This is a genomic window from Burkholderia anthina (assembly GCF_902498995.1).
Lineage (GTDB): Bacteria > Pseudomonadota > Gammaproteobacteria > Burkholderiales > Burkholderiaceae > Burkholderia > Burkholderia anthina.
Genome location: NZ_CABVLY010000033.1, coordinates 24614 through 47938 on the forward strand (window position 1 = coordinate 24614; position 23325 = coordinate 47938).

Annotated in this window: 19 protein-coding genes; 5 read left to right on the top strand and 14 right to left on the bottom strand. The window is 68.6% G+C overall.

The features are described 5' to 3' along the window. Nucleotides 1-42: 42 nt before the first annotated feature. Entirely contained in the window at nucleotides 43-1539 is a 1497-nt protein-coding gene (locus BME24068_RS30650) for an FAD-dependent oxidoreductase (RefSeq protein ID WP_174928292.1), read from the top strand. Between the two features lie 97 nt (nucleotides 1540-1636). Here BME24068_RS30650 and BME24068_RS30655 read toward each other — a convergent pair whose 3' ends face one another. After that, nucleotides 1637-3301, bottom strand: a complete 1665-nt coding sequence (locus tag BME24068_RS30655; protein ID WP_174928293.1) for an acid phosphatase — start codon at nucleotides 3299-3301, stop codon at nucleotides 1637-1639. 428 nt (nucleotides 3302-3729) lie between these two features. Here BME24068_RS30655 and ftsH point away from each other — a divergent pair, with 428 nt between their 5' ends. Both ftsH and BME24068_RS30665 read left to right on the top strand, forming a co-directional pair. After that, nucleotides 3730-5700 (top strand): ATP-dependent zinc metalloprotease FtsH, encoded by a 1971-nt coding sequence (gene ftsH / locus BME24068_RS30660; RefSeq protein WP_174928294.1) that lies wholly within the window; start codon nucleotides 3730-3732, stop codon nucleotides 5698-5700. A gap of 58 nt (nucleotides 5701-5758) precedes the next feature. Continuing rightward, a complete protein-coding gene (locus BME24068_RS30665) occupies nucleotides 5759-5944 on the top strand; it encodes a hypothetical protein (protein WP_239008075.1) in 186 nt (61 codons plus the stop codon). A gap of 46 nt (nucleotides 5945-5990) precedes the next feature. On the opposite strand, the gene otsA is transcribed toward BME24068_RS30665, so the two are convergent. From otsA to BME24068_RS30690, 5 genes are all read right to left on the bottom strand, one after another. Beyond that, nucleotides 5991-7397 carry an alpha,alpha-trehalose-phosphate synthase (UDP-forming) gene (gene otsA / locus BME24068_RS30670; protein WP_096499447.1) on the bottom strand — a complete coding sequence of 469 codons (1407 nt, stop codon included), beginning with the start codon at nucleotides 7395-7397 and terminating at the stop codon, nucleotides 5991-5993. 169 nt (nucleotides 7398-7566) lie between these two features. Beyond that, the gene (locus tag BME24068_RS30675; RefSeq protein ID WP_174928295.1) at nucleotides 7567-7941 is read right to left on the bottom strand and encodes a hypothetical protein; all 375 of its coding nucleotides are present in this window, start codon (nucleotides 7939-7941) and stop codon (nucleotides 7567-7569) included. A gap of 368 nt (nucleotides 7942-8309) precedes the next feature. Then, entirely contained in the window at nucleotides 8310-10337 is a 2028-nt protein-coding gene (locus BME24068_RS30680; RefSeq protein WP_174928296.1) for a TonB-dependent receptor, read from the bottom strand. A gap of 500 nt (nucleotides 10338-10837) precedes the next feature. Then, a complete protein-coding gene (locus tag BME24068_RS30685) occupies nucleotides 10838-11269 on the bottom strand; it encodes a MarR family winged helix-turn-helix transcriptional regulator (protein ID WP_174928297.1) in 432 nt (143 codons plus the stop codon). Further along, nucleotides 11266-12183 (bottom strand): alpha/beta hydrolase family protein, encoded by a 918-nt coding sequence (locus BME24068_RS30690; protein WP_174928298.1) that lies wholly within the window; start codon nucleotides 12181-12183, stop codon nucleotides 11266-11268. Before BME24068_RS30690 ends, BME24068_RS30685 begins: the two co-directional genes overlap by 4 nt. Before the next feature lie 299 nt (nucleotides 12184-12482). On the opposite strand from BME24068_RS30690, the gene BME24068_RS30695 reads away from it, so the two are divergent. Continuing rightward, nucleotides 12483-13448: an ABC transporter substrate-binding protein gene (locus tag BME24068_RS30695; RefSeq protein ID WP_174928299.1), complete on the top strand. Its 966-nt coding sequence runs from the start codon at nucleotides 12483-12485 to the stop codon at nucleotides 13446-13448. A gap of 100 nt (nucleotides 13449-13548) precedes the next feature. Further along, nucleotides 13549-14643, top strand: coding sequence for an LLM class flavin-dependent oxidoreductase (locus BME24068_RS30700; RefSeq protein WP_174928300.1), 1095 nt, complete (start codon nucleotides 13549-13551; stop codon nucleotides 14641-14643). Nucleotides 14644-14745: 102 nt separating this feature from the next. Here BME24068_RS30700 and BME24068_RS30705 read toward each other — a convergent pair whose 3' ends face one another. From BME24068_RS30705 to BME24068_RS30740, 8 genes are all read right to left on the bottom strand, one after another. Beyond that, nucleotides 14746-15678 carry an ABC transporter substrate-binding protein gene (locus BME24068_RS30705; RefSeq protein WP_174928301.1) on the bottom strand — a complete coding sequence of 311 codons (933 nt, stop codon included), beginning with the start codon at nucleotides 15676-15678 and terminating at the stop codon, nucleotides 14746-14748. 34 nt (nucleotides 15679-15712) lie between these two features. After that, complete coding sequence (locus BME24068_RS35345) at nucleotides 15713-17497, bottom strand: amino acid ABC transporter permease/ATP-binding protein (RefSeq protein WP_174928302.1); 1785 nt, start codon at nucleotides 17495-17497, stop codon at nucleotides 15713-15715. 57 nt (nucleotides 17498-17554) lie between these two features. Further along, nucleotides 17555-18913, bottom strand: a complete 1359-nt coding sequence (locus BME24068_RS30715; protein ID WP_174928303.1) for an LLM class flavin-dependent oxidoreductase — start codon at nucleotides 18911-18913, stop codon at nucleotides 17555-17557. A gap of 7 nt (nucleotides 18914-18920) precedes the next feature. Beyond that, complete coding sequence (locus BME24068_RS35585) at nucleotides 18921-19091, bottom strand: hypothetical protein (RefSeq protein WP_239008077.1); 171 nt, start codon at nucleotides 19089-19091, stop codon at nucleotides 18921-18923. A 39-nt stretch (nucleotides 19092-19130) separates the two neighbouring features. Then, the gene (locus tag BME24068_RS30725) at nucleotides 19131-20072 is read right to left on the bottom strand and encodes an ABC transporter substrate-binding protein (protein WP_174928304.1); all 942 of its coding nucleotides are present in this window, start codon (nucleotides 20070-20072) and stop codon (nucleotides 19131-19133) included. A gap of 51 nt (nucleotides 20073-20123) precedes the next feature. Further along, nucleotides 20124-20684 carry a GNAT family N-acetyltransferase gene (locus BME24068_RS30730; RefSeq protein ID WP_174928305.1) on the bottom strand — a complete coding sequence of 187 codons (561 nt, stop codon included), beginning with the start codon at nucleotides 20682-20684 and terminating at the stop codon, nucleotides 20124-20126. Nucleotides 20685-21041: 357 nt separating this feature from the next. Then, the gene (locus BME24068_RS30735) at nucleotides 21042-21962 is read right to left on the bottom strand and encodes a recombination-associated protein RdgC (RefSeq protein ID WP_096499424.1); all 921 of its coding nucleotides are present in this window, start codon (nucleotides 21960-21962) and stop codon (nucleotides 21042-21044) included. A gap of 154 nt (nucleotides 21963-22116) precedes the next feature. After that, nucleotides 22117-23151, bottom strand: a complete 1035-nt coding sequence (locus BME24068_RS30740) for a succinylglutamate desuccinylase/aspartoacylase family protein (RefSeq protein ID WP_174928306.1) — start codon at nucleotides 23149-23151, stop codon at nucleotides 22117-22119. Nucleotides 23152-23325: the final 174 nt, after the last annotated feature.

Consider the following 23325-nt stretch of genomic DNA (forward strand, 5'->3'; position numbering starts at 1 on the left):
ACCATCGCCTTTCACGCATTCCGTTCACGCCTATCCACGCCCATGTCATCCGAATACTCCCTGACCCGCCCCCTGAACGCCCGCGACGTGCATCGCTGGGACGCCGAACACGACGTCGTGATCGTCGGCTTCGGCGCGGCCGGCGCATGCGCGGCGATCGAAGCCGCGAGTGCCGGCGCCGACACGCTGATCGTCGAACGCGCATCGAGCTACGGCGGCACGAGCGCGCTGTCCGGCGGCGAGATCTACCTCGGCGGCAGCGGCGGCACGCCGGCGCAGCGTCAGGCCGGCTTCGTCGACGAAACCGACGACCTGTACCGCTACCTGATGCTCGCGGGCGGCCGCGACGCCGACGAAGCGAAGGTGCGCGTCTATGCGAATGAAAGCCTCGCGCACCACGACTGGCTGGTCGCACAGGGCCTCACGTACAAGAACACGTTCATTCCCGAGCGGATCGTCGAGCCGGAAAGCGACGACTGCCTGATCTGGTCCGGCAGCGAGGAAGCGTGGCCGTTCTGCGACGCCGCGAAGCCGTGCCCGCGCGGCCACACGCCGCAATGGCCGGGCTGGGGCGGCGGCCAGATGCTGATGCGCGTGCTGGCCGGGCGCGTGCAGGCGCTCGGCGTCGCGACGCGCTACGACACCCGGGCGCTCGCGCTGATCGTCGACGATGCCGGCGCGGTGCGCGGCGTCGTACTGCGCGCATACGGCGAGACGGCGTTCGTGTGCGCGCGCCGCGCGGTGATCCTGTGCGCCGGCGGCTTTGCGATGAACCGCGACATGGTGCGCCGGCACGCGCCGCAACTGCTGCGCTCGAACGAACCGATCGGCAGCCCCGGCGACGACGGTTCGGGCATCCTGCTCGGCCAGAGCGCGGGGGGCGCGGCGATCCACATGGACCAGGGCTTCGTCAGCCTGCCGTTCTACGCGCCCGAATCGCTGATCCACGGGATCTTCGTGAACGCGCGCGGCCAGCGTTTCATCAACGAGGACGGCTATCACGGCCGCACGGGCCATCACGCGTTCCATCAGGCCGACGACCGGATCTACCTGCTAGTCGATCAGGCGACCTACCAGGCACCGCCCGACATCGCGCGGATCGGCATCGCGGCGGCGGGCGAGACCTGGGAGGAAGTCGAGCGCGATCTGCGGATGCCGGCCGGCACGCTGACGGCGACCATCGACGTGTACAACCGTCATGCGGCCGAAGGCGTCGATCCGCTGTTCCACAAGGCGAAGAAATGGCTGAAGCCGCTGATCGAGCCGCCGTTCGTCGCGCTCGATTGCCGGATCGACTACGCGTTCTACCCGCATTTCACGCTGGGCGGGCTCGATACGCTGCCGACCGGGCAGGTGCTCGACGCGACGCGCACGCCGGTGGCGGGCCTCTATGCGGCCGGCCGCACGAGCTGCGGGCTGCCGCGCTGGGGCGCCGGATACAGCTCGGGGCTGTCGCTGGCCGATGCGACGTTCTTCGGCCGGCAGGCCGGCCGCCACGCGGCGCATGCGCTGACCGACGCGTTGCGCAGCGCGGCGTAGTTCATCCGAAAAAAACGACGCCCCGGGCAACTGCGTTGCGCCGGGGCGTCGTCGTTCGATGCGGACGTCACGCGGACGTCCGCCTGTCATCGCGCCGTCATGCGAGATCGAGCGCGTTGGTCAGGTCGCCCGGCGGCGTTGCGTTGCGCGCCGCGAACGCCTTGTCGCGCGCGGCGACGCCGTCGAGCGGTGCGAGCCCGTGCACGCGGCTGATGAAGCGCAGGATCGAGTTCGTGTCGTACAGCGTGTGATCGACGTGGCCCTTCTTCGCGAACGGCGAGATCACCAGCGCCGGAATCCGCGAGCCCGGGCCCCAGCGATCGCCGACCGGCGGCGCGACGTGATCCCACCAGCCGCCGTTCTCGTCGTGCGTCATCACGATCACCGTGTTCGCCCATTGCGGGCCGCGCCGGATGTGCTCGATCACGTTCGCGATGTGACGATCGCCCGATTCGACGTCCGCGTAGCCCGCGTGCATGTTCAGGTTGCCCTGCGGCTTGTAGAACGTGACGGCCGGCAGGCGGCCCGCGTCGATGTCGGCGATGAAGTGGTTGGTCGACGGTTCGTCGCCGAGGCCCGCGTCGCGCAGGTACCGGCGGCGCGCGTCGGTGCCCGGCGCGTAGTTCGCGAAGTAGTTGAACGGTTGATGGTGGTACTGGAAATCAGGCACGGTGCCGGTATCGCGGTGGTCGAGCGCGTACTGCCACGCACCGCTGTACCACGCCCAGTCGACGTTCTTTTCCGACAGGCGATCGCCGATCGTCGCATGGGCCTGCGGCGGGATCACGCGGTGATCCGACGGGTCCGCATACGCGGCGTTGCCCGGGTCGGGCGGCGGCACGTAGCTCGGCTGGTACGGCGGCGCCATCGTGTTGACGCCGTAGCCGTCGGGCGTCAGCGGGCCGTCGCCCGCGAACTTCGGCGGACCGTCGAGCGCGGACGCCGGCGAATCGGCGGCGAGCGTCAGGCGCGTGCCGGCCGGATCGTCGCCGTCGACCTTCGACAGCAGCTTCCCGGCATGCGGTTGCTTGTGCGCATCCGGATAGATCGGCGGTTGCGCGGAAATCAGGAACATGTGGTTGAGCCACGAACCGCCGAAGGCCGCCATGAAGAAGTTGTCGCACAGCGTGTATTGCCGCGCGAGATTCCACAGCCGCAGCGTGTCGGCCGAATTGCGGTAGTGGCCCATCACGAGGCCGCCCGAATCGGCCCATGCGGCGAACTGGTCGTTGCGCCCGCCCGCGATCTGCATCTGGTTCTGGTAGAAGCGGTGCCACAGGTCGCGCGTGATCACGCCGTTCGGCAGCGGCTGGCCTTGCGTGTCGGCGAGCCGGAACGGCGCGTTCGGCAGCTTGTCGATGTCGCGCTCGGCGATCGCGTAGCGCTTGCCGTCCACTTCCTGCGCCTGCGGCACGAGCCCGCCCCAGATCTTCGGCAGCACCGGCAGCGGCGTCTTGCCGTCGCGATCGAGCTGCTGCGCATGCGCGGGCTGCACGTTGCTCAACGGATAGCGCACGCCCGGGAAATCGCCGTACAGGTTCGCGAAACTGCGGTTCTCCGCATAGATCACGACGATGTGGCGCACCTGCCGGCGCAGCGCTTCGTCGAGCCGCAGGTCGGCGGCGGAGCGCGGCGCGCCGCCCGGCACGGTCTCGCAGCCGCCGAGCGCGACGCCCGCGCCGAGCGCGGCGAGGCCGCCGAGTACGCGGCGGCGCTCGGGATCAACGGGAAGGTCGTCGGGGCGATCGGGGGTGTCGTTCACGTCGTGTGCTCCTCGAATGGGCGGTTGTCGTTCGATGCGCGGCAGCGTCGCACAGCCTGCCGCGACGCGAGACGGGACGCAACAACCGCATGGGCGATTGCGCCACGCCATGCGGTTGTCACAAAAATGTCACGAATGCGACTATAACGCGGCCGGCCGCGCCGATGAAAGGTGTTTGTCGGACGCTGCGCGACGCGCGTGCGCGAACTAGACTTGAATGAGGGGCGGCGCGTCACATGGTGTTGCCCTGGAGAAGGTCGCCCGGTGGCGTCGGCCGACGGTGCCGCCGCGGTGTCATTCATGCGACGAAACGAGGCGACGATGGCGCGGGTGCATGCCGTGCGCGCCGGGCTGCCGATGCCGTGCGCCGGCCGGGCGCGCGAGCACGCGCCAGCACGCCGCACGGTGCACGCAGCCGGCCCGATGCGATGGACAGGAAACTCGACTACGCAGGATTGCTGATCGCGGCAGGCTTCTTCGTGCTGTTCGCCGCGCAGTTGCTGATGCTGCGTCCGGCGTCGACGGTGATCGCGTACAGCGATTTCCACCGGCTCGTCGCGGCACGGCTCGTCGACGATCTCGAGATCGGCTCGACCGCGATCTCGGGCACGTTGAAGATGCCGCAGGCCGGCCCGATGCTGCCGGCGTCCGAGGTCGAGGCCGTGAAGTCGGCCGGCACGCCGTGGCGCTTCTCGACCAATCGCGTGACCGACCCGCAACTGATCGATGCGCTGACCGCCGCCGGCATCCGTTATCACGGCGCGTCCGACACCGGCTGGATCACGTCGCTCGCGTCGTGGCTGGTGCCGCTGGTCGCGTTCGTGTTCATCTGGAACCTGATGCTGCGCAAGCGCGGCGGGCTGCAGGACTTCACCGGGATGGGCAAGAGCCGCGCACGCGTGTACGTGCAGCAGGAAACCGGCATCACGTTCGACGACATCGCCGGCATCGACGAAGCGAAGGCCGAGTTGCAGCAGCTCGTCGCGTTCCTGCGCAACCCCGATCGCTACCAGCGGCTCGGCGGCAAGATCCCGAAGGGCGTGCTCGTCGTCGGCGCGCCGGGCACGGGCAAGACGCTGCTCGCGCGCGCGGTGGCCGGCGAGGCGGCCGTACCGTTCTTCTCGATCAGCGGCTCCGCGTTCGTCGAGATGTTCGTCGGCGTCGGCGCCGCTCGCGTGCGCGACTTGTTCGAACAGGCGCAGCAAAAGGCGCCGTGCATCGTGTTCGTCGACGAGCTCGATGCGCTCGGCAAGGTGCGCGGCGTCGGGCCGATGTCGGGCAACGACGAGCGCGAGCAGACGCTCAACCAGTTGCTCGTCGAGATGGACGGCTTCCAGGCCGGCTCCGGCGTGATCATCATGGCCGCGACCAACCGGCCGGAAATCCTCGATCCGGCGCTGCTGCGCCCGGGCCGCTTCGATCGTCACATCGCGATCGACCGGCCCGACGTGAACGGCCGCCGCCAGATTCTCGGCGTGCACGTGAAGCGCGTGAAGCTCGCGACCGATGTCGATCTCGGCGAGCTCGCGTCGCGTACGCCGGGTTTCGTCGGCGCGGATCTCGCGAACGTCGTCAACGAGGCCGCGCTGCATGCGGCCGAACTCGGCAAGCCGGCGATCGGGATGGACGATTTCGACGAGGCGATCGATCGCGCGCTCACCGGGCTCGAGCGCAAGAGCCGCGTGATGAACGCGCAGGAGAAGCTGACGATCGCGTATCACGAAGCCGGTCACGCGCTCGTCGCGGAAAGCCGCGCGCATTGCGATCCGGTGAAGAAGGTGTCGATCATTCCGCGCGGCGTGGCGGCGCTCGGCTACACGCAGCAGGTGCCGACCGAGGATCGCTACGTCCTGCGCCGCAGCGAGCTGCTCGATCGCATCGACGCGCTGCTCGGCGGGCGTGTGGCCGAAGAGCTCGTGTTCGGCGACGTGTCGACGGGCGCGCAGAACGATCTCGAACGCGCGACCGCGATGGCGCGTCACATGGTGATGCAGTACGGAATGAGCGAGAAGATCGGGCTCGCGACGTTCGACGACGGGGACGGGCACGCCGGCATGCCGGGCGGATGGCGTGCGGGTGACGGCCGGTGCAGCGAGCACACCGCACGGATGATCGACGACGAAGTGCATACGCTGCTGACCGACGCGCATGCGCGTGTCCTGGCGACGCTGGGCGCGCGTCGCGATGCGCTGGAGCGGATCGCGCGACGGTTGCTCGAATGCGAAGTGCTCGAACGCGACGCGTTGCAGGTGTTGATCGATGGACGTATCGCACCTTCCGCACCTTCCGCGGCTTCCGCCGATTGCGCGTCAGCCACCGACGCAAATGCGCCGGATCAGGCAACGGCAGTCGAGCGCGATTTCGTCGCGTACGGGACGCCGCGCGAACCCGAACGCTGAAGCGCGGATCGCGCCCGGCGCGACGCGCGGTCCGTCAGGATCGCATCGCGTCGGCGCGATGGCCGTTACGTTGTCGGTCGGCAAGACGTGGGCCGATCTGGCGGCGGCAACGCGTGTGCTCGACCGCTTCGATGCGTATTGCGTGGTGACCGAGAGCATGCGCGACGGCATCCCGATCGCGGTGACGGTGCAGGACGTGAACGGTGCGGTGCTGGGGCCCGAGATTAGCGTGAACGGGCCCTAGACCGCGAGACGACCCGCGCGTGAGCCGTGCGGCAGGATGCGACGCGTCAGGACTCGGTCGCGGCGGCGACTTCGGCCGCTTCCGTGAGTGCATCGAGAAAGCGGGTGCGCCACCAGTGCACGTCGGTCTTGCGCACGATCGCCATCAGCGCGTCATGACGCTGGCGCCGCTCGTCGAGCGGCATCGTGAGCGCGCGCTGGATCGCCTGCGCGGTGCCTTGCGTGTCGTACGGATTGACGAGCAGCGCCGGCTTCAGTTGTTCGGCCGCGCCCGCGAAACGCGACAGCACGAGCACGCCCGGATCGGTTTCGTCCTGCGCGGCGAGAAATTCCTTCGCGACCAGGTTCATCCCGTCGCGCAGCGGCGTGACGAGCGCGACGCGGCTCGCGCGATAGAGACCCGGCAGGCGCTTGCGCGCCACCGTGCGGTGGATATAGCGCATCGGCATCCATTCGAGCTCGCCGTAGTCGCCGTTGATCGCACCGCACAGGCTGTCCATCTCGCGGCGCAGATCGTCGTACGCGCCGAGATCCTCGCGGCTCGGCGCGGCGATCTGGATCAGCGTTGCGCGATCGCGATTCTCCGGATACTGCTCGAGCAACTGGCGGAACGCATGCACGCGCTGCGGCAGCCCCTTCGTGTAGTCGAGACGGTCCACGCCGACGAGCAACTGGCGTCGCGAGTATTCGTCGCGCATCCGCTCGAACATGTCGATGCCGTCGCGATTCTCCGCGAGCGCCGCGAATTCGTCGACGTTGATGCCGATCGGAAACGCACCGGCCGACAGCGTGCGGCCGAACGCGCGCAGGCGGCCGTCGGGCAATCGTGCGGCGCCGGCTTCGGCTTCGACGTAGTGCTCGAAGTGCAGCAGGTCGGATTCGGTCTGGAAGCCGACGAGGTCGTACGCGAACAGCGAACGCATCAGCCATTCGTGCTCCGGAATCGCGGCCATGATCGGCGGCGGCGGCATCGGAATGTGCAGGAAGAAGCCGATCGGATTCCGGCAACCCATCGCACGCAGTTCGGCCGCGAGCGGAATCAACTGGTAATCGTGGACCCAGATGGTGTCGTCGGGGCGCAGCAGCGTGCCCAGCTTGCGCGCGAAGAGCTGGTTCACGCGCCGGTAGCCGTCTGCGAAGCGCCGGTCGAACTGCGCGAGGTCGAGCCGGTAGTGGAACACCGGCCACAGCACGTTGTTCGAGTAGCCGAGGTAATACGCGTCGTAATCCTGCGGATCGAGATCGATCGTCGCGAGGTGAATGCCGCCGACGTTCTGGATCTGCACCTCGTCGCCGTGCGCGGGATGCTCGCCTTCGCCACGTAGCCTGCCGCTCCATCCGAACCAGACGCCGCCCGATTCCTGCAGGCTGTCCTTCACGGCGACGGCGAGCCCGCCGGCTGCGGCTTTACGGGGATCTGCGATGCGATTGGATACGACGACGAGTCGGCTCACCGGTTCTCCTGCGAGGGTTGGGGAATTCATGCGGCCAGGGCGCGAAGCGGACGCCGCCATCGACGCAAAACGCGCGACGGGGCCGCGAGACGATCGGACGGGAGTCAGGGCATGCGATTCGCCGTTCGAACGTGAGGTGCTTTTTAAGCATACTCGTCATTCGGCTGATTTAAAAGTGCATGACCGGGATCAACGGACAGGCCAATGCGATGCGACAGTCGCTGCCCATCGCGTTTTTCGGCCGGGACCGGAAATTGCGTAGTGCTGCAAATGCAGCGTGTGCATAGGGCGCGGACGAAGGGGCGGGGGCGTTGCAGGCGGGGTGAATGATCGTGCTCGTGCAGATGTTAGGTCGAGCGAAATCGCGTCGGCATGGCGTCGATTTGATCGAATGCGATGTACCGATCGGTGCCGTGATCTTGCGCGTCAGACACGGGCCGCCACCCACCGCGATCACGATCAGGCAGATCGCCGACAAGAGTTTGCGCGCGGCCGTGTAGCGATCGGCGAATGCCGGTGCGATCGCGATTTCACGTTCGTGCATATAAGTTGCGTACGCATCGATAGATTAAACAAGTTGTGCGGGAATCCAACTGCATTACTAATCAATTTATGCGATCGCATCGTCATGCTTGCCGGCCTGCGCGAGTCCGGCGATGTTCGGCGTGAGGGGCCCGTCGCTGGTTTCGGCACGCACGATTTCGCCGACCAGTTCGCGCGAACTCCCGAACTCCGATAACCCGCATTGACGATTTATCTGATTCGTATTGCGGGTGCCGAATCGCGTTCGAGCAGAAGCCGGGGCCGGAGTCGATGCGCGGCAGCGGGCCAGGCGATGCCGGTAAACGAAAACCGGCGCCCGGTTTCCCGGGCGCCGGACAGGCCCGCGGCAGGCGCCGCAGGGTTGGGGGATCAGAACGTCGTGCGCAGGCCGGCCATCACGCTGCGGCCGCCTTCCGGCGCGAAGCCGCGCACGACCGAAGTCGCGTAGCGGATGTCCTGGTTCGTCAGGTTGTCGCCGCGCAGGTACGCGAGCCAGTGCGTCGCGCGCATGCGGAACTTGTACGTCAGCATCACGCCGAGCGACGTGTAGCCGTCCGTCGAGAAGTCGTTATCGGGCACCCGGTGCTGCGACCACGCATGCGTGAGCTGCGCGCGCGCGCCGAACGGGCCGTATCCGTAGTCGGCCGCGAGCGTCGCGCGCAGCGGGGCGATGCGCGGCAGCGGCTGGCCGGTATCGACGTTGCGCGCATGCGTGTAGTCGGCGGTGAGTTCCAGGTCGACCGTGTGGCCGCGCCGCGAGAACGCGCGCCATTTGCCGTCCAGCTCGACGCCGTAGAACTCGGCGCGCACGCCGCGATAGATCGCTTCGTTGAGCGCGTCGTCGGTGCCGGGCGCGACCGGTTCGCCGTCGTCGTCGACGACGCGGCCCGTGTTGTACTCGGTCAGGTAGTTCGAGAAGCGGTTGTAGAACACGCCGACGCTGCCGCGGTTCGGGCCGCTCGCATAGCGCAGCGACAGGTCGGTCGACACGGCCTTTTCCTTCGATGCGTTCGGGTTGCCGATCAGGAACTGGCCGGTCGCGTCGTGCGGCCCGTTCGAGTACAACTCGTAGAAGGTTGGCGCGCGCTCCGTGTACGCGACGTTCGCCGCGACCGACCACACCGGCGTCAGCGAGAACAGCGCGCCGGCCGATACGCTGCCGGCATTGAAGTCGCGCGGCTGCGCTCCCGCGAATTTCTCGACGCCGGCCGGATCGGGGTTGACCGTCACGTGCTCGAAGCGTCCGCCGAAGCTCAGCTTCAGCGCCGAATTGACCTGCCATTCCTCGAGTCCGAACAGCGCGACGCTGCTGGTGCGCGTGGACGGCACGAGCATTTCGTCGCCGAGCGCGGAGAACGTGTTCTGGCCGAACTGCACGCCGATCGCGCCTTCGAACGGGCCGATCTTGCGGTGCTGCGCCTCGATGCGCGCCTCGTAGCCGCGATTGCGGAAAGTGGTCGCCGTCTCGCCGTTGTCGACTTCCTTGTGCCGGTAGTCGGTGTACGCGAAGTCGAACTTCAGCTTCGTGAACGGCCCGCTCAGGTTGCGCACCTCGGACGCGAACGCGAGGCGTTCCTGGCGCATCCGCAGCCGCACGTCGTCCTCGGCGACGGAACCGTAGTTCGATTCGTAGCCGCTGTACGACAGGCCCGCGAAGCCGTCCGTCCACGTGTACGACGCGCCGACCGCGCCACCGTGCACGCGGCCGTCGCTGTTCGGCACGTTGCCGTACGGCTGCGGCGTGTCGGGGCCGTCGGTCGCGCGCTGCCCACTGCTGCGCGCATAGCCGGGAATCCGCAGCTTGCTCGCCTCGCGATCGAACGCGTCGACGTGGAACGCGAAGCCGCCGCTGCCGCCCTCGACCTGCGCGGCGCCTGCGCGAACCGAATTCGCCCCGCCATAGCGCGCGTCGAGCTCACCCGTCACGCCTTCGATCGCTTCGCGCGGAATCCGGTTGTCGATGGTGTTGACGACGCCGCCGACCGCGTTGCCGCCGTACAGCAGCGCGGCCGGCCCGCGCACGATCTCGACGCGCTCGATCGACAGCGGATCCTGCGGCACCGCATGGTCGTACGACAGCGACGACGCATCGTAGGCCGCGACGCCGTTCTGCAGCAGCCGGATCCGGTCGCCGTCCATCCCGCGGATGATCGGGCGGCCGACCATCGGCCCGTAGGTGGTCGTCGATACGCCGGGCAGGCCGTTGAGCGTTTCGCCGAGCGAATCGGCCTGGCGACGCGTGAGCGCGTCGCCGGACAGTTGCGTGGTCGGCGCGACCAGTTCGGTGTCGCCGAGCGGGTTCGCGGTCACGAAGATCGGTGCGAGCGTCGTGGCCGCCGGCGGATTCGCCGGGGTGGTCGTATCGGTCTGCGCGTGCGCGACGGCGGCGAAGAGCATCAGCGAAACGGGCGAGAGCGGGCGAAGCGGTAGACGAGGGAGGTCGCGCATGGTCGGTGAATCGATTGGAATCGGATCGGAAAACGAGGCATGCGGGGCATCGCTTGATACGATATATTGTTGCGTATGCGACGCGCAATGACCCGCTGGAACATGACTCGACGAGGCCCGGCCACCCGGTAGGAACGGCATTCGAGGCGGACGAGTACGCGAAATGATATGTTATATCATTTCAAATTCCAAGCAGAACGGCGGCTCGCTGTAGGGTTTCTGTCGGATCGGTGAAATGGAGGCCGGGGCGGACAATGCCGGCGGAACGACGGGGCGGCGGCGGGCGAGCGTGCTGGATCGTGTGTCGGCGAGGCTTGCCGGGTAACGCGAACGCCGTGGATCGGGCGACGCCGCGCTTTGCATGTTTCCCGGGAAATCAACGGGATGCAGACGGGGGCGCAATGCGCTGCGACCGCCGCCGGACAGCACCGCGCACAACGAATCGCCCGTCAGCGCTCCGCCGGAAACCGGTCCTGCAACGCATGCAGCCAGCGCGCGACGACGTCGAGTTCCTCGTCGGAAAACCCGTCGCACAGCTTGCCGTTGAGTTCGCGCAGCAGCACGCGTGCGCGCTTGAGCGCCGCGTGGCCTGCGTCGGTCAGGAACAGGCGCGTTGCCCGCCCGTCGTCCGAATCCGCGTGACGCGCGAGCAAGCCGGCTTTCGCCATCCGGTCCGCGAGCCCCGTCATCGCGGACGGCGCCAGTTGCAGCGCCGCGCCGACTTCGCCGATCAGCGCGCCGTCCTGCTTCGCAAGACAGAACAGCACGCCGGCCTGCGCGGCGCTCGCCCGCGTCTCGGTCTCGGCCAGGCGGTCGACCCAGCGCTGCACGCGCCGCTGGCCGATGTTCAACAGGAAAAACAGTCGTCGGTCTTCGCTCAAGCTCGGTTCCCGGTCGCAATGGAAAGGGGCGGGCGATCCGCGGCGCGTGACGCATCGAGCGCCTGCGCGAGCCAGTCGGCGACACCGGGCCATAGCACCGTGCCGGGCCGGCTGCGGAAGAAACCCATGTGTCCGACCGGTCCGCTGCCTGCCGCGTGCGGATCGATCTGGCGGCGTTCGACGGCCGCCCGGGTCAGGTAGCTTACCAGCAGGTCGATCGCGCGCGGGTTCGCCCACGGGTCGTCGTCGAAGCCGAGCGCGAGGATCGGCAACTGCTGTTTCCCGAAACGCTCCGCAGCGCCCAGCGTCGGATCGTCGAAGAAGTAGCGCGGCAGCGTGGTCCAGCGGCTCCATTCGCGGAACACGCCGGCCGGCAAGTCCTCGCCGAGCCCGAGCCGCTTGCCGGGCACGTAGCCGAGCAGCGCGGACGCGAGCGGGCCGAGCACGCGCAGGATCAGCCGCACCTTCAGGCGCTCCGCCGCGCGCGAAATCAGCCGCGTACTGCCCGCGTGCGCGGCGACGAGCACGGCCGCGCACAGATGCGCGGTGCCGGCCGACAGCCCGATCGCATGCCCGCCGACGCTATGACCGACGGCCAAGAGCGGCAGCCCGTCGTACGTTTGCCGCGCCCACGCGATCGCGGCGCCGACATCGAGCTCGACCCAGTCGCGCATCCGGGCCTGCAATGCGCTCAGGCGCGCGGGGCGCGATGCGCCGATGCCGCGATAGTTGTAGGTCAGCGCCGCGAACCCGCGCTCGGTCAGGAAGCGCGCGAAGCCCGCGTACAACCGTTCCGGCACGGCCGTGGCCGGATGGATCAGCACGAGCGCGCGCGGCGCGGCGTCCGGCGACCACAGCGTGCCGCGCAGCGGATAGCCGTCGGCGGCGGCAAATTCGATGGGTTCGGATGTCATGACGGTCCTCGGTCGGCCAGTTATTTCGTATGCGAAATATAGTCCGGGATTTATTTCGTGCACGAAATATCTATCGAGGAATCATTCGAACGGCGCGTCGCGAAGCGCTGTTCACAGCCTCTGCCGCGATCTGCACTTCATAAAATATTTGCATCTTTGCATATCAGAATATTGCGTTTGTCTCATGATGAAGATCGACGTATCTTCACCGGTTCCATCCCGTCCGCCGGCCATCGTGCACGGCGGACAACCGGGCGCCGCCGTCGCGCGGCAGCCTGCCAACCTCCGGGGAGATCACGTTGCTGAGCCGAATCGTCACGGCGCTCCTGCTCGCGCTTGCCGCGCAGCCGGGCCTCGCGAAAGACACCGTCACGCTGCGCGTCGGTGAACAGAATTACTTCAACATCCAGGCGTCGATGGAGGCGTCCGGCGTGCTGAAGGACCTGCCTTACACGATCGAGTGGAAACACTTCCAGGCCGCCGCGCCCGTCGCCGAGAGCCTGAACGGCAACGCGATCGACCTCGGCTTTCTCGGCGATTCCGCGCTGCTCACGCTGGCCGCGCGCGGCGCGCCGGTGAAGGTCGTCGCGGTGTCGCGGCAGAGCCTCGACGGTGTCGCGATCCTCGTGCCGAAGCATTCGCCGGTGCGCACCGTCGCCGACCTGCAGGGCAAGACCATCGCGGTCTGGCGCGGCGCGTGGAGCCAGCAGCTCGTGCTGCGCGCGCTCGAACACGCGGGCCTGCGCGCGGATTCCGTCAAGTACGCGTACCTGATGCCGATCGACGCGACCAATGCGCTCGCGAACGGCTCGGTCGATGCCGTGTCGCTGTGGGAGCCGTTCGTCAGCACGCTCGCCCTGCGGCAGGGCGCGCGGCCCGTGACGACCGCGCAAGGGCTGATGCCCGCGCTGAGCTTCGTCGCGGCGAACGAGCAGGCGGCTACGGGCAAGCGCGCGGAAATCACGGATTTCCTGAAGCGCGTGGTTGCCGCGCGCCAGTGGGTCGACAGCCATCCGCGCGAGTACGCGGACCTGTGGGCGAAGCGCGCGAAGCTCGAACCCGACGTCGCGTATCGCTGGCTCGACAACGCGCACCAGCGCGTGGGCCCGGTCGACGAGACGGCCGCGAAGGATGCGCAGAACACGGCCGATTTCCTGCACAAGGCCGGCGTGATTCCGGCGGCTTACGACACGTCGAAGCTGCTCGACCGCTCGTATGCGGGCGCGTTCGCGGCGCCGGCGCAAAAGACGGCCGCCGCGCAGTGACCGTGCCGCCGTGCCGCGCCGGCAGGCGGCGCACGGCGGGTTCGCGATCCCGATCATCGTTTCGGCCATTTCCGGTCGACAACCAGAAGGACACTCCGACATGCCCGTCGACATCATCGGCATGATCACCGCGACACCCGGCGCGGAGGTCGACGTACCGGGCGGCGCCGCCGTCCAGCCCGACTACGTGCGGCGCTTCGCGCACGCACACGAAACGGCCGGCTTCGACCAGATCCTGGTCGGCCATTTCAGCAACGCGGCGGACGGTTTCGTCGTCGCATCGTTCGCGGCCGCCGCGACCGAACGCATCCGCATCCTGCTGGCGCACCGGCCGGGCGTGATCGTGCCGTCGGCCGCCGCGCGGCAGATCGCGACGCTCGACGTATTCAGCGGCGGGCGGCTCGCGCTGAACGTCGTATCGGGCGGCGACGACGCCGATCTGCAGCGCGACGGCGACTTCGTGCCGCACGACGCGCGCTACCGCCGTACCGGCGAATATCTCGACGTGCTGAAACGCATCTGGCTGGCCGACGCGCCGGTCGACCACGACGGCGAGTTCTACCGGATTCGCGGCGCGTCGCCGCTCGTGAAAGGCGCGCAGCGTCCGCACGTGCCGATCTACTTCGGCGGGTCGTCGCCGGCCGCGCTGGCCGTCGCGGGGCAGCACGCGGACGTCTACATGACGTGGGGCGAACCGCTCGCATCGGTACGCGAGCAGATCGCGCGCGTGCGTGCCGCCGCCGCACCGTTCGGACGCGCGCCGCGCATCAGCGTGTCGTTTCGCCCGATCGTCGCGGACACCGAAGCCGCTGCATGGGAGAAGGCCGAGGCGATCCGCGAGCGCGTGCGGGCGGCCCGGCTCGCGAACGGCCAGCCGATCGACGGGCATGCGCCGCAGAATGCGGGTTCGCAGCGATTGATGGCCGCCGCCGCGCAGGGCGACGTGCTCGACGAACGGTTATGGATGGGCGTCGCGAACCTGACGGGCGCGCGCTGGAATTCGACCGCGCTCGTCGGCACGCCCGAACAGGTCGCGCGGGCGCTCGGCGCGTACTACCGGCTCGGCGTGTCGACGTTCCTGATTCGCGGCTTCGATCCGCTCGACGATGCGCTCGATTACGGGCGCAGGCTGATTCCGGCGATCCACGCGCACGTTGCCGAGCTCGACCGGTACGATGCGGCGGTGACCGCGTAGACGAACGCAGCCGCTACCGCGATTCGCCCCGGCATTTCCGTGACGGAGGGCCGGGGCGATGTCGTTTCGGGCGTCGTCACGGCAGTGACTCGGCCCGTCGCATCAGAACGACGGCAACCCGGGCGGGTTCGTTTCCGCGCGCGCGATCGCCTCGCTCTGCAACCCCCAGCGCGCGAGCGCCTGCCCGTAGCGGCCGTTGCCGATCAGCGCGTTCGTCGCGAGCGTGAGCGCCGGCGCGAGCCCGCTGCCGCGGCGCGTCGCGATCGCGACATCCGCGGTTGCCGGCCAGCCCGCGTTGACGACGCCGACCCGCCGGATCTTGCCGTCGCGCGCGGCCTCGTACGCCAGCGACGCGTTCGGGTTCAGCTCGGCATCGGCGCGGCCCGACAGCAGCGCGACGCGCGACGCCGCATCGTCGTCGAAATAGAGCAGTTCGGTCGCCTTCAGCCCTTGCGCGACGTTGCGCCGGCTCCATTCGAGCAGGATGTGCTCCTGGCTCGTGCCGGCGCCCGTGATGATGCGCAAGCCGGCGATGTCCTTCGGCCCGTCGATCTTCGCGATCGGGCTGGCCGTTCGGACGTAGAAGCCGTGCAGCCCGAGCCGGTAGGTCGTGAAGTCGTATTTCTCCTTGCGCTTCTCGGTCACGCCGACGTTCGAGATCACCGCGTCGTACTTGCCTGACGTGAGGCCCAGCGGCCAGTCGGCCCATGCGATCGGCAGCAGCACGAGCGTGCGGCCGAGGGTATCGGCGACCAGTTGCGCATAGTCGGGATCGGCGCCGACCACGGTGCGCGCGTCGGTCGCATAAGTCGATACGGGCGGCGCATGCGGTGCGATCGCGACCGTGAACGCGCCGTCGCGCACCCAGCGGTAGCCGCCGGCCGCGCGAATCGCCGCATCGTCGCGGGACGCGCGGATCCGGCCGGCCTGGCGCGGATCGAGGTCCGCCGTCGCGGCGGCGGCATTCGCCGTATGCCAGCGCAGGCCGGCAGCCGCGGCCAGCGCGGCGGTCATGAAGTGGCGTCGGTCGATCATCGTGCGGGGTCTCTGAAGTCGTGAGCGGCGTGCATCACAGCACCCGCGACAGGAATGCGCGCGTGCGCGCATGGACGGGGGCGTCGAGCACGATGGCGGGCGGCCCCGACTCGACGATGCGGCCGCGCTCCATGAACAGCACGTTGTCCGCGACTTCGCGCGCGAAGCCGATCTCGTGCGTGACGATCACGAGCGTGGTGCCCGAGCGGGCGAGTTCCTTGATCACGTCGAGCACTTCGTTCACGAGTTCCGGATCGAGCGCCGACGTCGGCTCGTCGAACAGCAGCACCTTCGGCCGCAACGCGAGCGCCCGCGCGATCGCGACGCGCTGTTGCTGGCCGCCGGACAACTGGCGCGGGTACGCATCGGCCTTGTCCGCGAGCCCGACGCGCGCGAGCAGCGTGCGCGCGGTGCGCTCGGCGGCATCGCGCGTCGCGCCGGCGACCGCGATTGGCGCCTCGATCAGGTTCTCGAGCACCGTCAGGTGCGGGAACAGGTTGAAGTTCTGGAACACCATGCCGACCGCCGTGCGCCGCTTCAGCACGTCGCGCTCCTTCAGCTCGTGCAGCACGTCGCCGTCGCGGCGATAGCCGATCAGCTCGCCGTCGATGTCGATGAAGCCGTCGTCGACGCGTTCGAGGTGGTTGATCGTGCGCAGCAGCGTCGACTTGCCCGAGCCGGACGGCCCGACGATCACCGTGACGCTGCCGCGCGGCGCGACGAACGACACGTTGTCGAGCACGCGCTGCATGCCGAACTGCTTCGACACGTTGTGCACGGCGACTTCGCCGCCAGTGCGCGCCGACGGCGGCGCGACCGATGCATTGGCGGCATCGCCGTGAGCCGGCACGGCCGCCGCCGCCGCACGCCGCCACAGCGCGCTGACGCGCGCCAGCACGAACGTCAGCGCCGACGGCGGCGGGTTGCGCAGCGCGCCGCGCGCATAGTGGCGCTCGACTTGCACCTGGATCGCCGACAGCACGGTCAGGATGATCAGATACCAGACGGTCGCGACCATCAGCAGCGGAATCACGTCGAGATTGCGGCGATAGATCACCTGCACCGTGTAGAACAGCTCCGGCATCGCGAGCACGTAGACCATCGAGGTGCCTTTCGCGAGCGTGATCAGGTCGTTGAACGCGGTCGGCAGGATCGCGCGCATCGCCTGCGGCAGCACGATCCGCGAGGTCTGGCGGCCGCGCGGCAGGCCGAGTGCGGCCGCGGCTTCGAGCTGCCCCTGGTCGACCGCGAGAATGCCGCCGCGGATCACTTCCGCGGAAAACGCCGCGTGGTTCAGCGTGAGGCCGAGCACGGCCGCGAAAAACGGGCTGATCAGGTCGGTGGTCGGCGTGTCGAACCACACGATGTCGGTGAACGGCACGCCGAGCCGCACGTGTTCGTACAGGTAGCCGAGGTTGTTCAGGATCAGCAGCAGCACGATCAGCGGAATCGACCGGAACAGCCAGACGAAGGTCCACGCGCTCGCGGCGAGCAGGCGCGAGCGCGACAGCCGGGCCAGCGCGACGAACGCGCCGAGCGCGAAGCCGAACACCGCGCCGAGCAGCGTCAGCACCAGCGTGCGCGCGAGCCCGGACAGCACCGGCGGCGACAGGAACCATTCGGCGAACACCGGCCAGCCCCATTGCGGATTGCCGAGGATCGAGTACAGCGCAAGCGCGATCAGCACGAGCGCGAGCGCCGTGCCGGCCGTGCGGGACCGGTGGCGGGCCGGCACGATGCGCAGGCGCGTGCCGGCGTCGCGCGCGCCGGGGGAGGAGAGCGGCGGCATTGCGCCGCCGAGGTGGGTCGTGTCGCTCATGTCGGTGAATGTCCTCGAGTCGGTCGGGAGCGCGCCGCGCAAGGCGGCGCGGCGGCATCAGGCGTGCGTTTCGGCCGCGTCGTCCTGTTTTTGCGCCGCGTTGCGCACCGCATGACGGCTCGCCTTGCGCGGCAGGCCGAGGTGATCGCGCAGCGTGCTGCCCGGCAAGTCGCGGCTGTAGCGGCCGCGCGCTTCGAGCACCGGGATCACCTGTTCGATGAAATCGTCGACGCCCTGGGCCTGCACCGCGAAGCCGAGGATGAAGCCGTCGCCGGCGCCCGCATCGTGCCAGCGGATCAGCGCGTCGGCGACGTGCTCGGCCGTGCCGATGAAGTTCGGGCGCGGCGTCGCGACGGCGAGCGCCGTCTCGCGCAGCGTCAGGTTCTGGCGCTTCGCGTCGGCCTTGATCCGGTCGGTGGTCGAGCGGAAGCTGTTGCGGCCGATGTCGCCGAGCGCCGGGAACGGCGCATCGAGCGCGTATTGCGTGAAATCGTGGTGATCGAAATAGCGGCCCAGATACGCGAGCGCCTCGTCGATCGTCAGCAGGTTGCGGATCGCCTGGTATTTGTCCTCCGCTTCGGCCGCCGTGCGGCCGACGATCGGCCCGATGCCGGGGAAGATCTTCACGTCGCCGGGCTGCCGCCCGTGCTCGACCGCGCTTTGCTTCACGCGCCGCGTGAACGCGGCCGTTTCGTCGAGCGACGGCGAATGCGTGAACACCGCGTCCGCGTATTTGCCCGCGAGCCCGATGCCGGTGTCGGACGAGCCGGCCTGGAAGATCACCGGCTGCCCCTGCGGCGAGCGCTGGATGTTCAGCGGGCCGGCGACGTTGAAGAAGCGGCCGTGGTGGTCGAGCGTATGGAGCTTGTCGCGATCGAAGAAGCGGCCGGTCGCGCGATCGCGCACGAATGCGTCGTCGTCCCAGCTGTCCCACAGCCCCTGCACGACGTCGAGGTATTCGTCGGCGATCTCGTAGCGCAACGCGTGATCGGGATGCGCCTTGCCGAAATTCTTCGCGGTGCCTTCGAGCGGCGTCGTCACGACGTTCCAGCCCGCGCGCCCGTCGCTGATCGTGTCGAGCGACGCGAGCTGGCGCGCGACCGTGAACGGCTCGCTGTACGACGTCGAGATCGTGCCGGCGAGGCCGATCTTCGTCGTCGCGACCGCGAGCGCCGACAGCACGGTCAGCGGCTCGAAGCGGTTCAGGAAGTGCGGGATCGACTTCTCGTTGATGTAGAGGCCGTCCGCGACGAACGCGAACGCGATGCCGGCGGCTTCCGCCTTGCGCGCGACGCCGATCGCGAAGTCGAGATTGATGCTCGCGTCCGGCGGGTTGCTCGGGTGCCGCCACGCGTTCATGTGGCTGCCTGCGCCTTGCAGCATCAGGCCGAAGGGAATCGGTCGTCGGGTTGTCATGGGAGCGTTACGCGTTATGGTCGGGGGAAAGGGAACGGTTGGCCGCGAGGGCCGTTTGCACGGGCGTGGTCGGCGGCGCGCCGGCGAGCCCTTCGGCCGACGCGAGCCGCGCCGCGTCGGCGGTCTGCGCGCCGTCGGCGATCGGGCTCTTGTCCAGCAATGAAAGCGAATCAGACATGGTGTTCGACGGTCCTGAGCAAGCGGGAAGGGAAAGCGCTCAGCTCTTCGGCAAGCCCGGCGGGTTCGTGCGCGACGGGTCGATCGCTTCGGACGCGAGGCTCCAGCGGTCGAGCACCTGCCGGTAGCGGCCGCTCCTGATCTGCGCGTTCAGCGCGACGGTCAGCGGATCGGCGAGCCCGCTGCCGCGGCGCGTCGCGATCGCGATGTCGGCCGTGCGCGGCCAGCCGCCGCTGATCGCGCCGACGAGCCGCGTCTTGCCTTGCTGCGCGCTCTGGTACGCAAGCACCGAATTCACGCTGAACACCGCGTCCGCGCGGCCCGACTGCACGGCGACGATGCGCATCGCCTGATCGTCGTAGTACTGGATCTGCACGGGCTTCAGGCCGCGCGCGACGTTCTCGCGGTCCCACGCGAGCAGGATTTTTTCCTGGTTGGTGCCGGCGTCGGTCACGATGCGCAGCCCCGCGACGTCCTTCGGCTCGCGGATCGACTGGATCTTGCTGTCGTTGCGCACGTAGAAGCCGACCTGATCCTTGCGGTAGGTCGAGAAATCGAACTTCTGCTTGCGCTCCTCTGTGACGGTGACGTTCGAGATCACCGCGTCGACTTTCCCCGACTCGAGCGCGAGCGGCCAGTCGGCCCATGCGAGCGGCACGATCTTCAGCTTGCGGCCGAGGCTGTCGGATACGAGCTGGCCGACGTCCGCGTCGAAGCCGACCACGGTGCGCGCGTCGGTCGCATACGTGCTGATCGACGGCAGGCTCGGCGCGATGCCGATCGTCAGCGTGCCGGCTTCGGCGAACCTGAACGATGCCGGCACCGCGCGCTCGACGGCCGCATCGGCCTTGCCGCGCGGGCGGGTGCGTTGCTCGGGGCTCAGGTCGAACGTGGCGGCGGCCGCGGCGATGGCGGTCAGGCCGATCAGCGCAGTGGCCAGCATGCGGACCGCACGCGGCATGAAAGGTACGGCTCGTGGCATGAAGGTGTCCTGGTGTTGTCGTGTCGTACGGAGCGGGATGACGCGATGCGCTCAGCGCGGCAGCGCCGCTTCGGGCAGCGGCGCCCAGAGGTCGGCGAGCGTCGACGTACGGGACGGATCGGCGAGATCCTTGCCGAAGCGCAGGTGGAAATACGCTTCCGGGTCGATCGACGCATCGAACAGCCGCGTATAGCCGGTGCGGTCGTAGAGCGCCCACGCTTCGGGCTGGCGAAAGCCGGTGGTCAGGTACACGCGCCGATAGCCCTGCTGCGCGGCGCGCAGCTCGAGCGCGTCGACGATCGCGCGTGCGAGCCCCTGGCGGCGCAGGTCCGTGCGGGTCCAGATGCGCTTGAGTTCGGCGGTCTGCGCGTCGTAGCGCTTGAAGGCGCCGCCGCCGATCGTCTCGCCGTCGCGCAGCAACAGCACGAACGCGCCTTCGGGCGGCGCGAACAGCTCGGCCGGATAGCGGGCCAGCTCGTCGCGCGCGGACGCGCGGCTGTCGGGGCGGTAGGCGTCGTAGCGTGTCGCGTATTCGTCGATCAGCGCGTCGATCAGCGGCTGGGCGCGGACATCGAGCGGCGTCGTGTCGATGATGCGGTCGTTCGTGGCCATGGGCATCGCGAAGGGCGCGCGATGCGGACGTTCCTGTCGGGCGCGGGGCACACGGCCCGGGCAGTCTGTTCCGTTATCGCGACGCGGTTGTCGTGATGACGGCGGCCGCTGCGCATCCCGCGATGCATTCGGCTGGCCGCCGCCGTTTCGAACACGTTAGCGGCGCGGCCGGCAAAGGCGAACGAAGCAATTTCGATAAGGATTTCGCGAAGGGAGTCAGAAGGCTTGCAGAGGGAGTGGGGTGCGGCGAACGGGCGTGGCCCGCGATCCGCCGCCGGGGCGGCGACGGACCCTCGGGAATGGTCGCGTCGGTGTCAAGCCCCGCCGTTGCGGGGCGATGATCCTCGACGACGGCGTTCAGGCTGCTGCCTGACGAGTCGAGTCGTGCTGATCGCCACCCAGGATATCGACAAGATCGGTCAGCATCCGCCCCAATTCCCCCGTCATCAGCGTGACGTCCGAATCGAAGCGTTCATCGTCGTTTTGCGCGGTGGGATCCGCGGCCTCCTTGATCACGTCGAGCGGCGTGACACGCTTGATCGTCAGCGACGGTGTCAGCACGAACGAGATTCTGTCATCCCAGGTCATCGCGAGGCGCATGCATTGTTTGCCGGCTTCGATGTGCCGGCGCATGTCGTTCGTTTCCAGCGCGTGGCCGACATATCGCACCGTGGCACCGCCTTCGCCGGTGGAGCGCAATTCGGCGTCCTGGTCCACGGTGAAGCCGCCCGGCGCCTCGCCGGACAGCAGCCAGTCCGTCATCGCGGCCACCGGCGAACGGGCCACGTGAACGCCGGCGAGCGGCAACGCGTCGATCGATTTGACGAGGAGGCTGCGAACGTCGTCGGCAAGCGCCTGTGCAGCCGCATCGATGACGAGCCAGCCGTTCGCCGTATCGATCCATACGCGGGTATCGCGGCGAATGCTGAACGCGCGCGGCAGCAGTTCGTCGGTGACCTGCTCCTTGAGTTCGCGCAGTTGCTTTCGGCCGACCTTGAAGCCTTGCTGCTCCTCGACTTCAAGCGCACGCGCTTTGGTTACCTGATTGACGACCGACGCCGGCAGCAGCTTCTTTTCGGCACGAAACAGCAGCAGCATCTGCCGGTTGATCGAATACACGAGCGCACCGTCGTCACGCGGCGAGGCCCATCCGGCGCGCTGCATTTCGATGCTGGTGCCCGGCTGAAACGCGTGAGGCGCCAGCCATTTTTCCATCTGGTCAGGGGTGACGGCCCAAGGTGCGGGAAGACGATGAAGCTGAAGATTCTTGAACCACATGGGAGTACGGGCAAAGCGCACCATTCTATATGACGGCGACGCTTCGCGGCCAGGAGCGGTCAGTCGGCGGCATCCGGGCGCCGGGGTTGTCCGACTGACGGCCAGCGTCCTTGCGATACGCACTGGCGTCGGCGCACGGCGCTTGCAGGATGCATTACAGGATGACCCTTGCCGGCGTCGACGCCTCCGCCAGCTGAAACAGGCAATCCCCACGCCGCACCTGCGCGGGCACGCGCTTGCACACCACTTCGCCGTCGCCCTTGAAGCGATGCAGCACCGGTTCACGCAGCGGCGTGTCGGGGAAGTGCACCCACGCGGCCGGCTGTCCGGCCTTCACCTGGTCGCCGAGTTCGACGAGCGGTTCATACAGCCCGCGTTCGTACGCGTAGACGAAGTGACGATCGCCGTCGACGCGCAGGAAGCGCGTGACGGTCGGCGGCGCGTCGGGCACGAGCGCGCCGTGCAGCAGGCCGATATAACCGAGGTAGTGCAGCAGCCCGTGGCGGCCGAGCCGGATCAGCGACGGATCGGCCATGCCTGCGCCGCCCAGTTCGGTCACGATCGAGATCGCGCCTTGCCGGCGCGCCGCCGACGCCGAATGCACGGGATTCGGCGCATGCAGCAGCGCGTTCGGCAGCCCGAAGGCGACGAGCAGCCCGTTGAGCTTCGCCGCCTCGTCGTCGTCGAGCGGGTCGATCGCGAGCATGTTGCCGCCCTGGTACAGCAGCGAGCTGCCGCCGGAATGCAGGTCGACCAGATACTGCGCGCGCGACAGCAGCGCATGCTCGATGTAGTGCGCGATCATCTGCGTCGGCGTGCCGGCCGGGTCGCCGGGGAAGCTGCGGTTCAGGTTGCCCTCGTCGAGCGGCGACACGCGCAGGCCCGCGTCGGCCGCGGGGAAGTTGGCCATCGGCAGCAGGATCAGTTGCCCGCTGATCATCTCCGGGTCGATCTCGCGCATCAGTTGCGACACGATGATCTGGCCTTCGTATTCGTCGCCGTGATTGCCGGCCATCACGAGCGCGACGGGGCCGTCGCCGTTGCGGATCGATGCGATCGGAATCGGCAGCCAGCCGTAGGCGGAGCGATGCACGGAGTGCGGCAGCCGCAGGTAGCCTGCATGCTTGCCCGGTGCATCGAGGTCGATTTCGCAGCGGATGGGATTTCGGTGTGGCGAGGAAGCGGTCATGGCGGCGTCGTTCGAAGAACGGAAGCTGCCATCTTATCGGGAAAAGAGCGCCGCGCGGCGCTTGGCGCGCACCGGATGCCGGCCGGCCCGCGCGTGAGCGCGCGGCACGCGGCACGGGCAGTCGCACGCGATGTTGCAGCGTTGAAACGCCTGCCGGCGCGCATCGCGACCAGG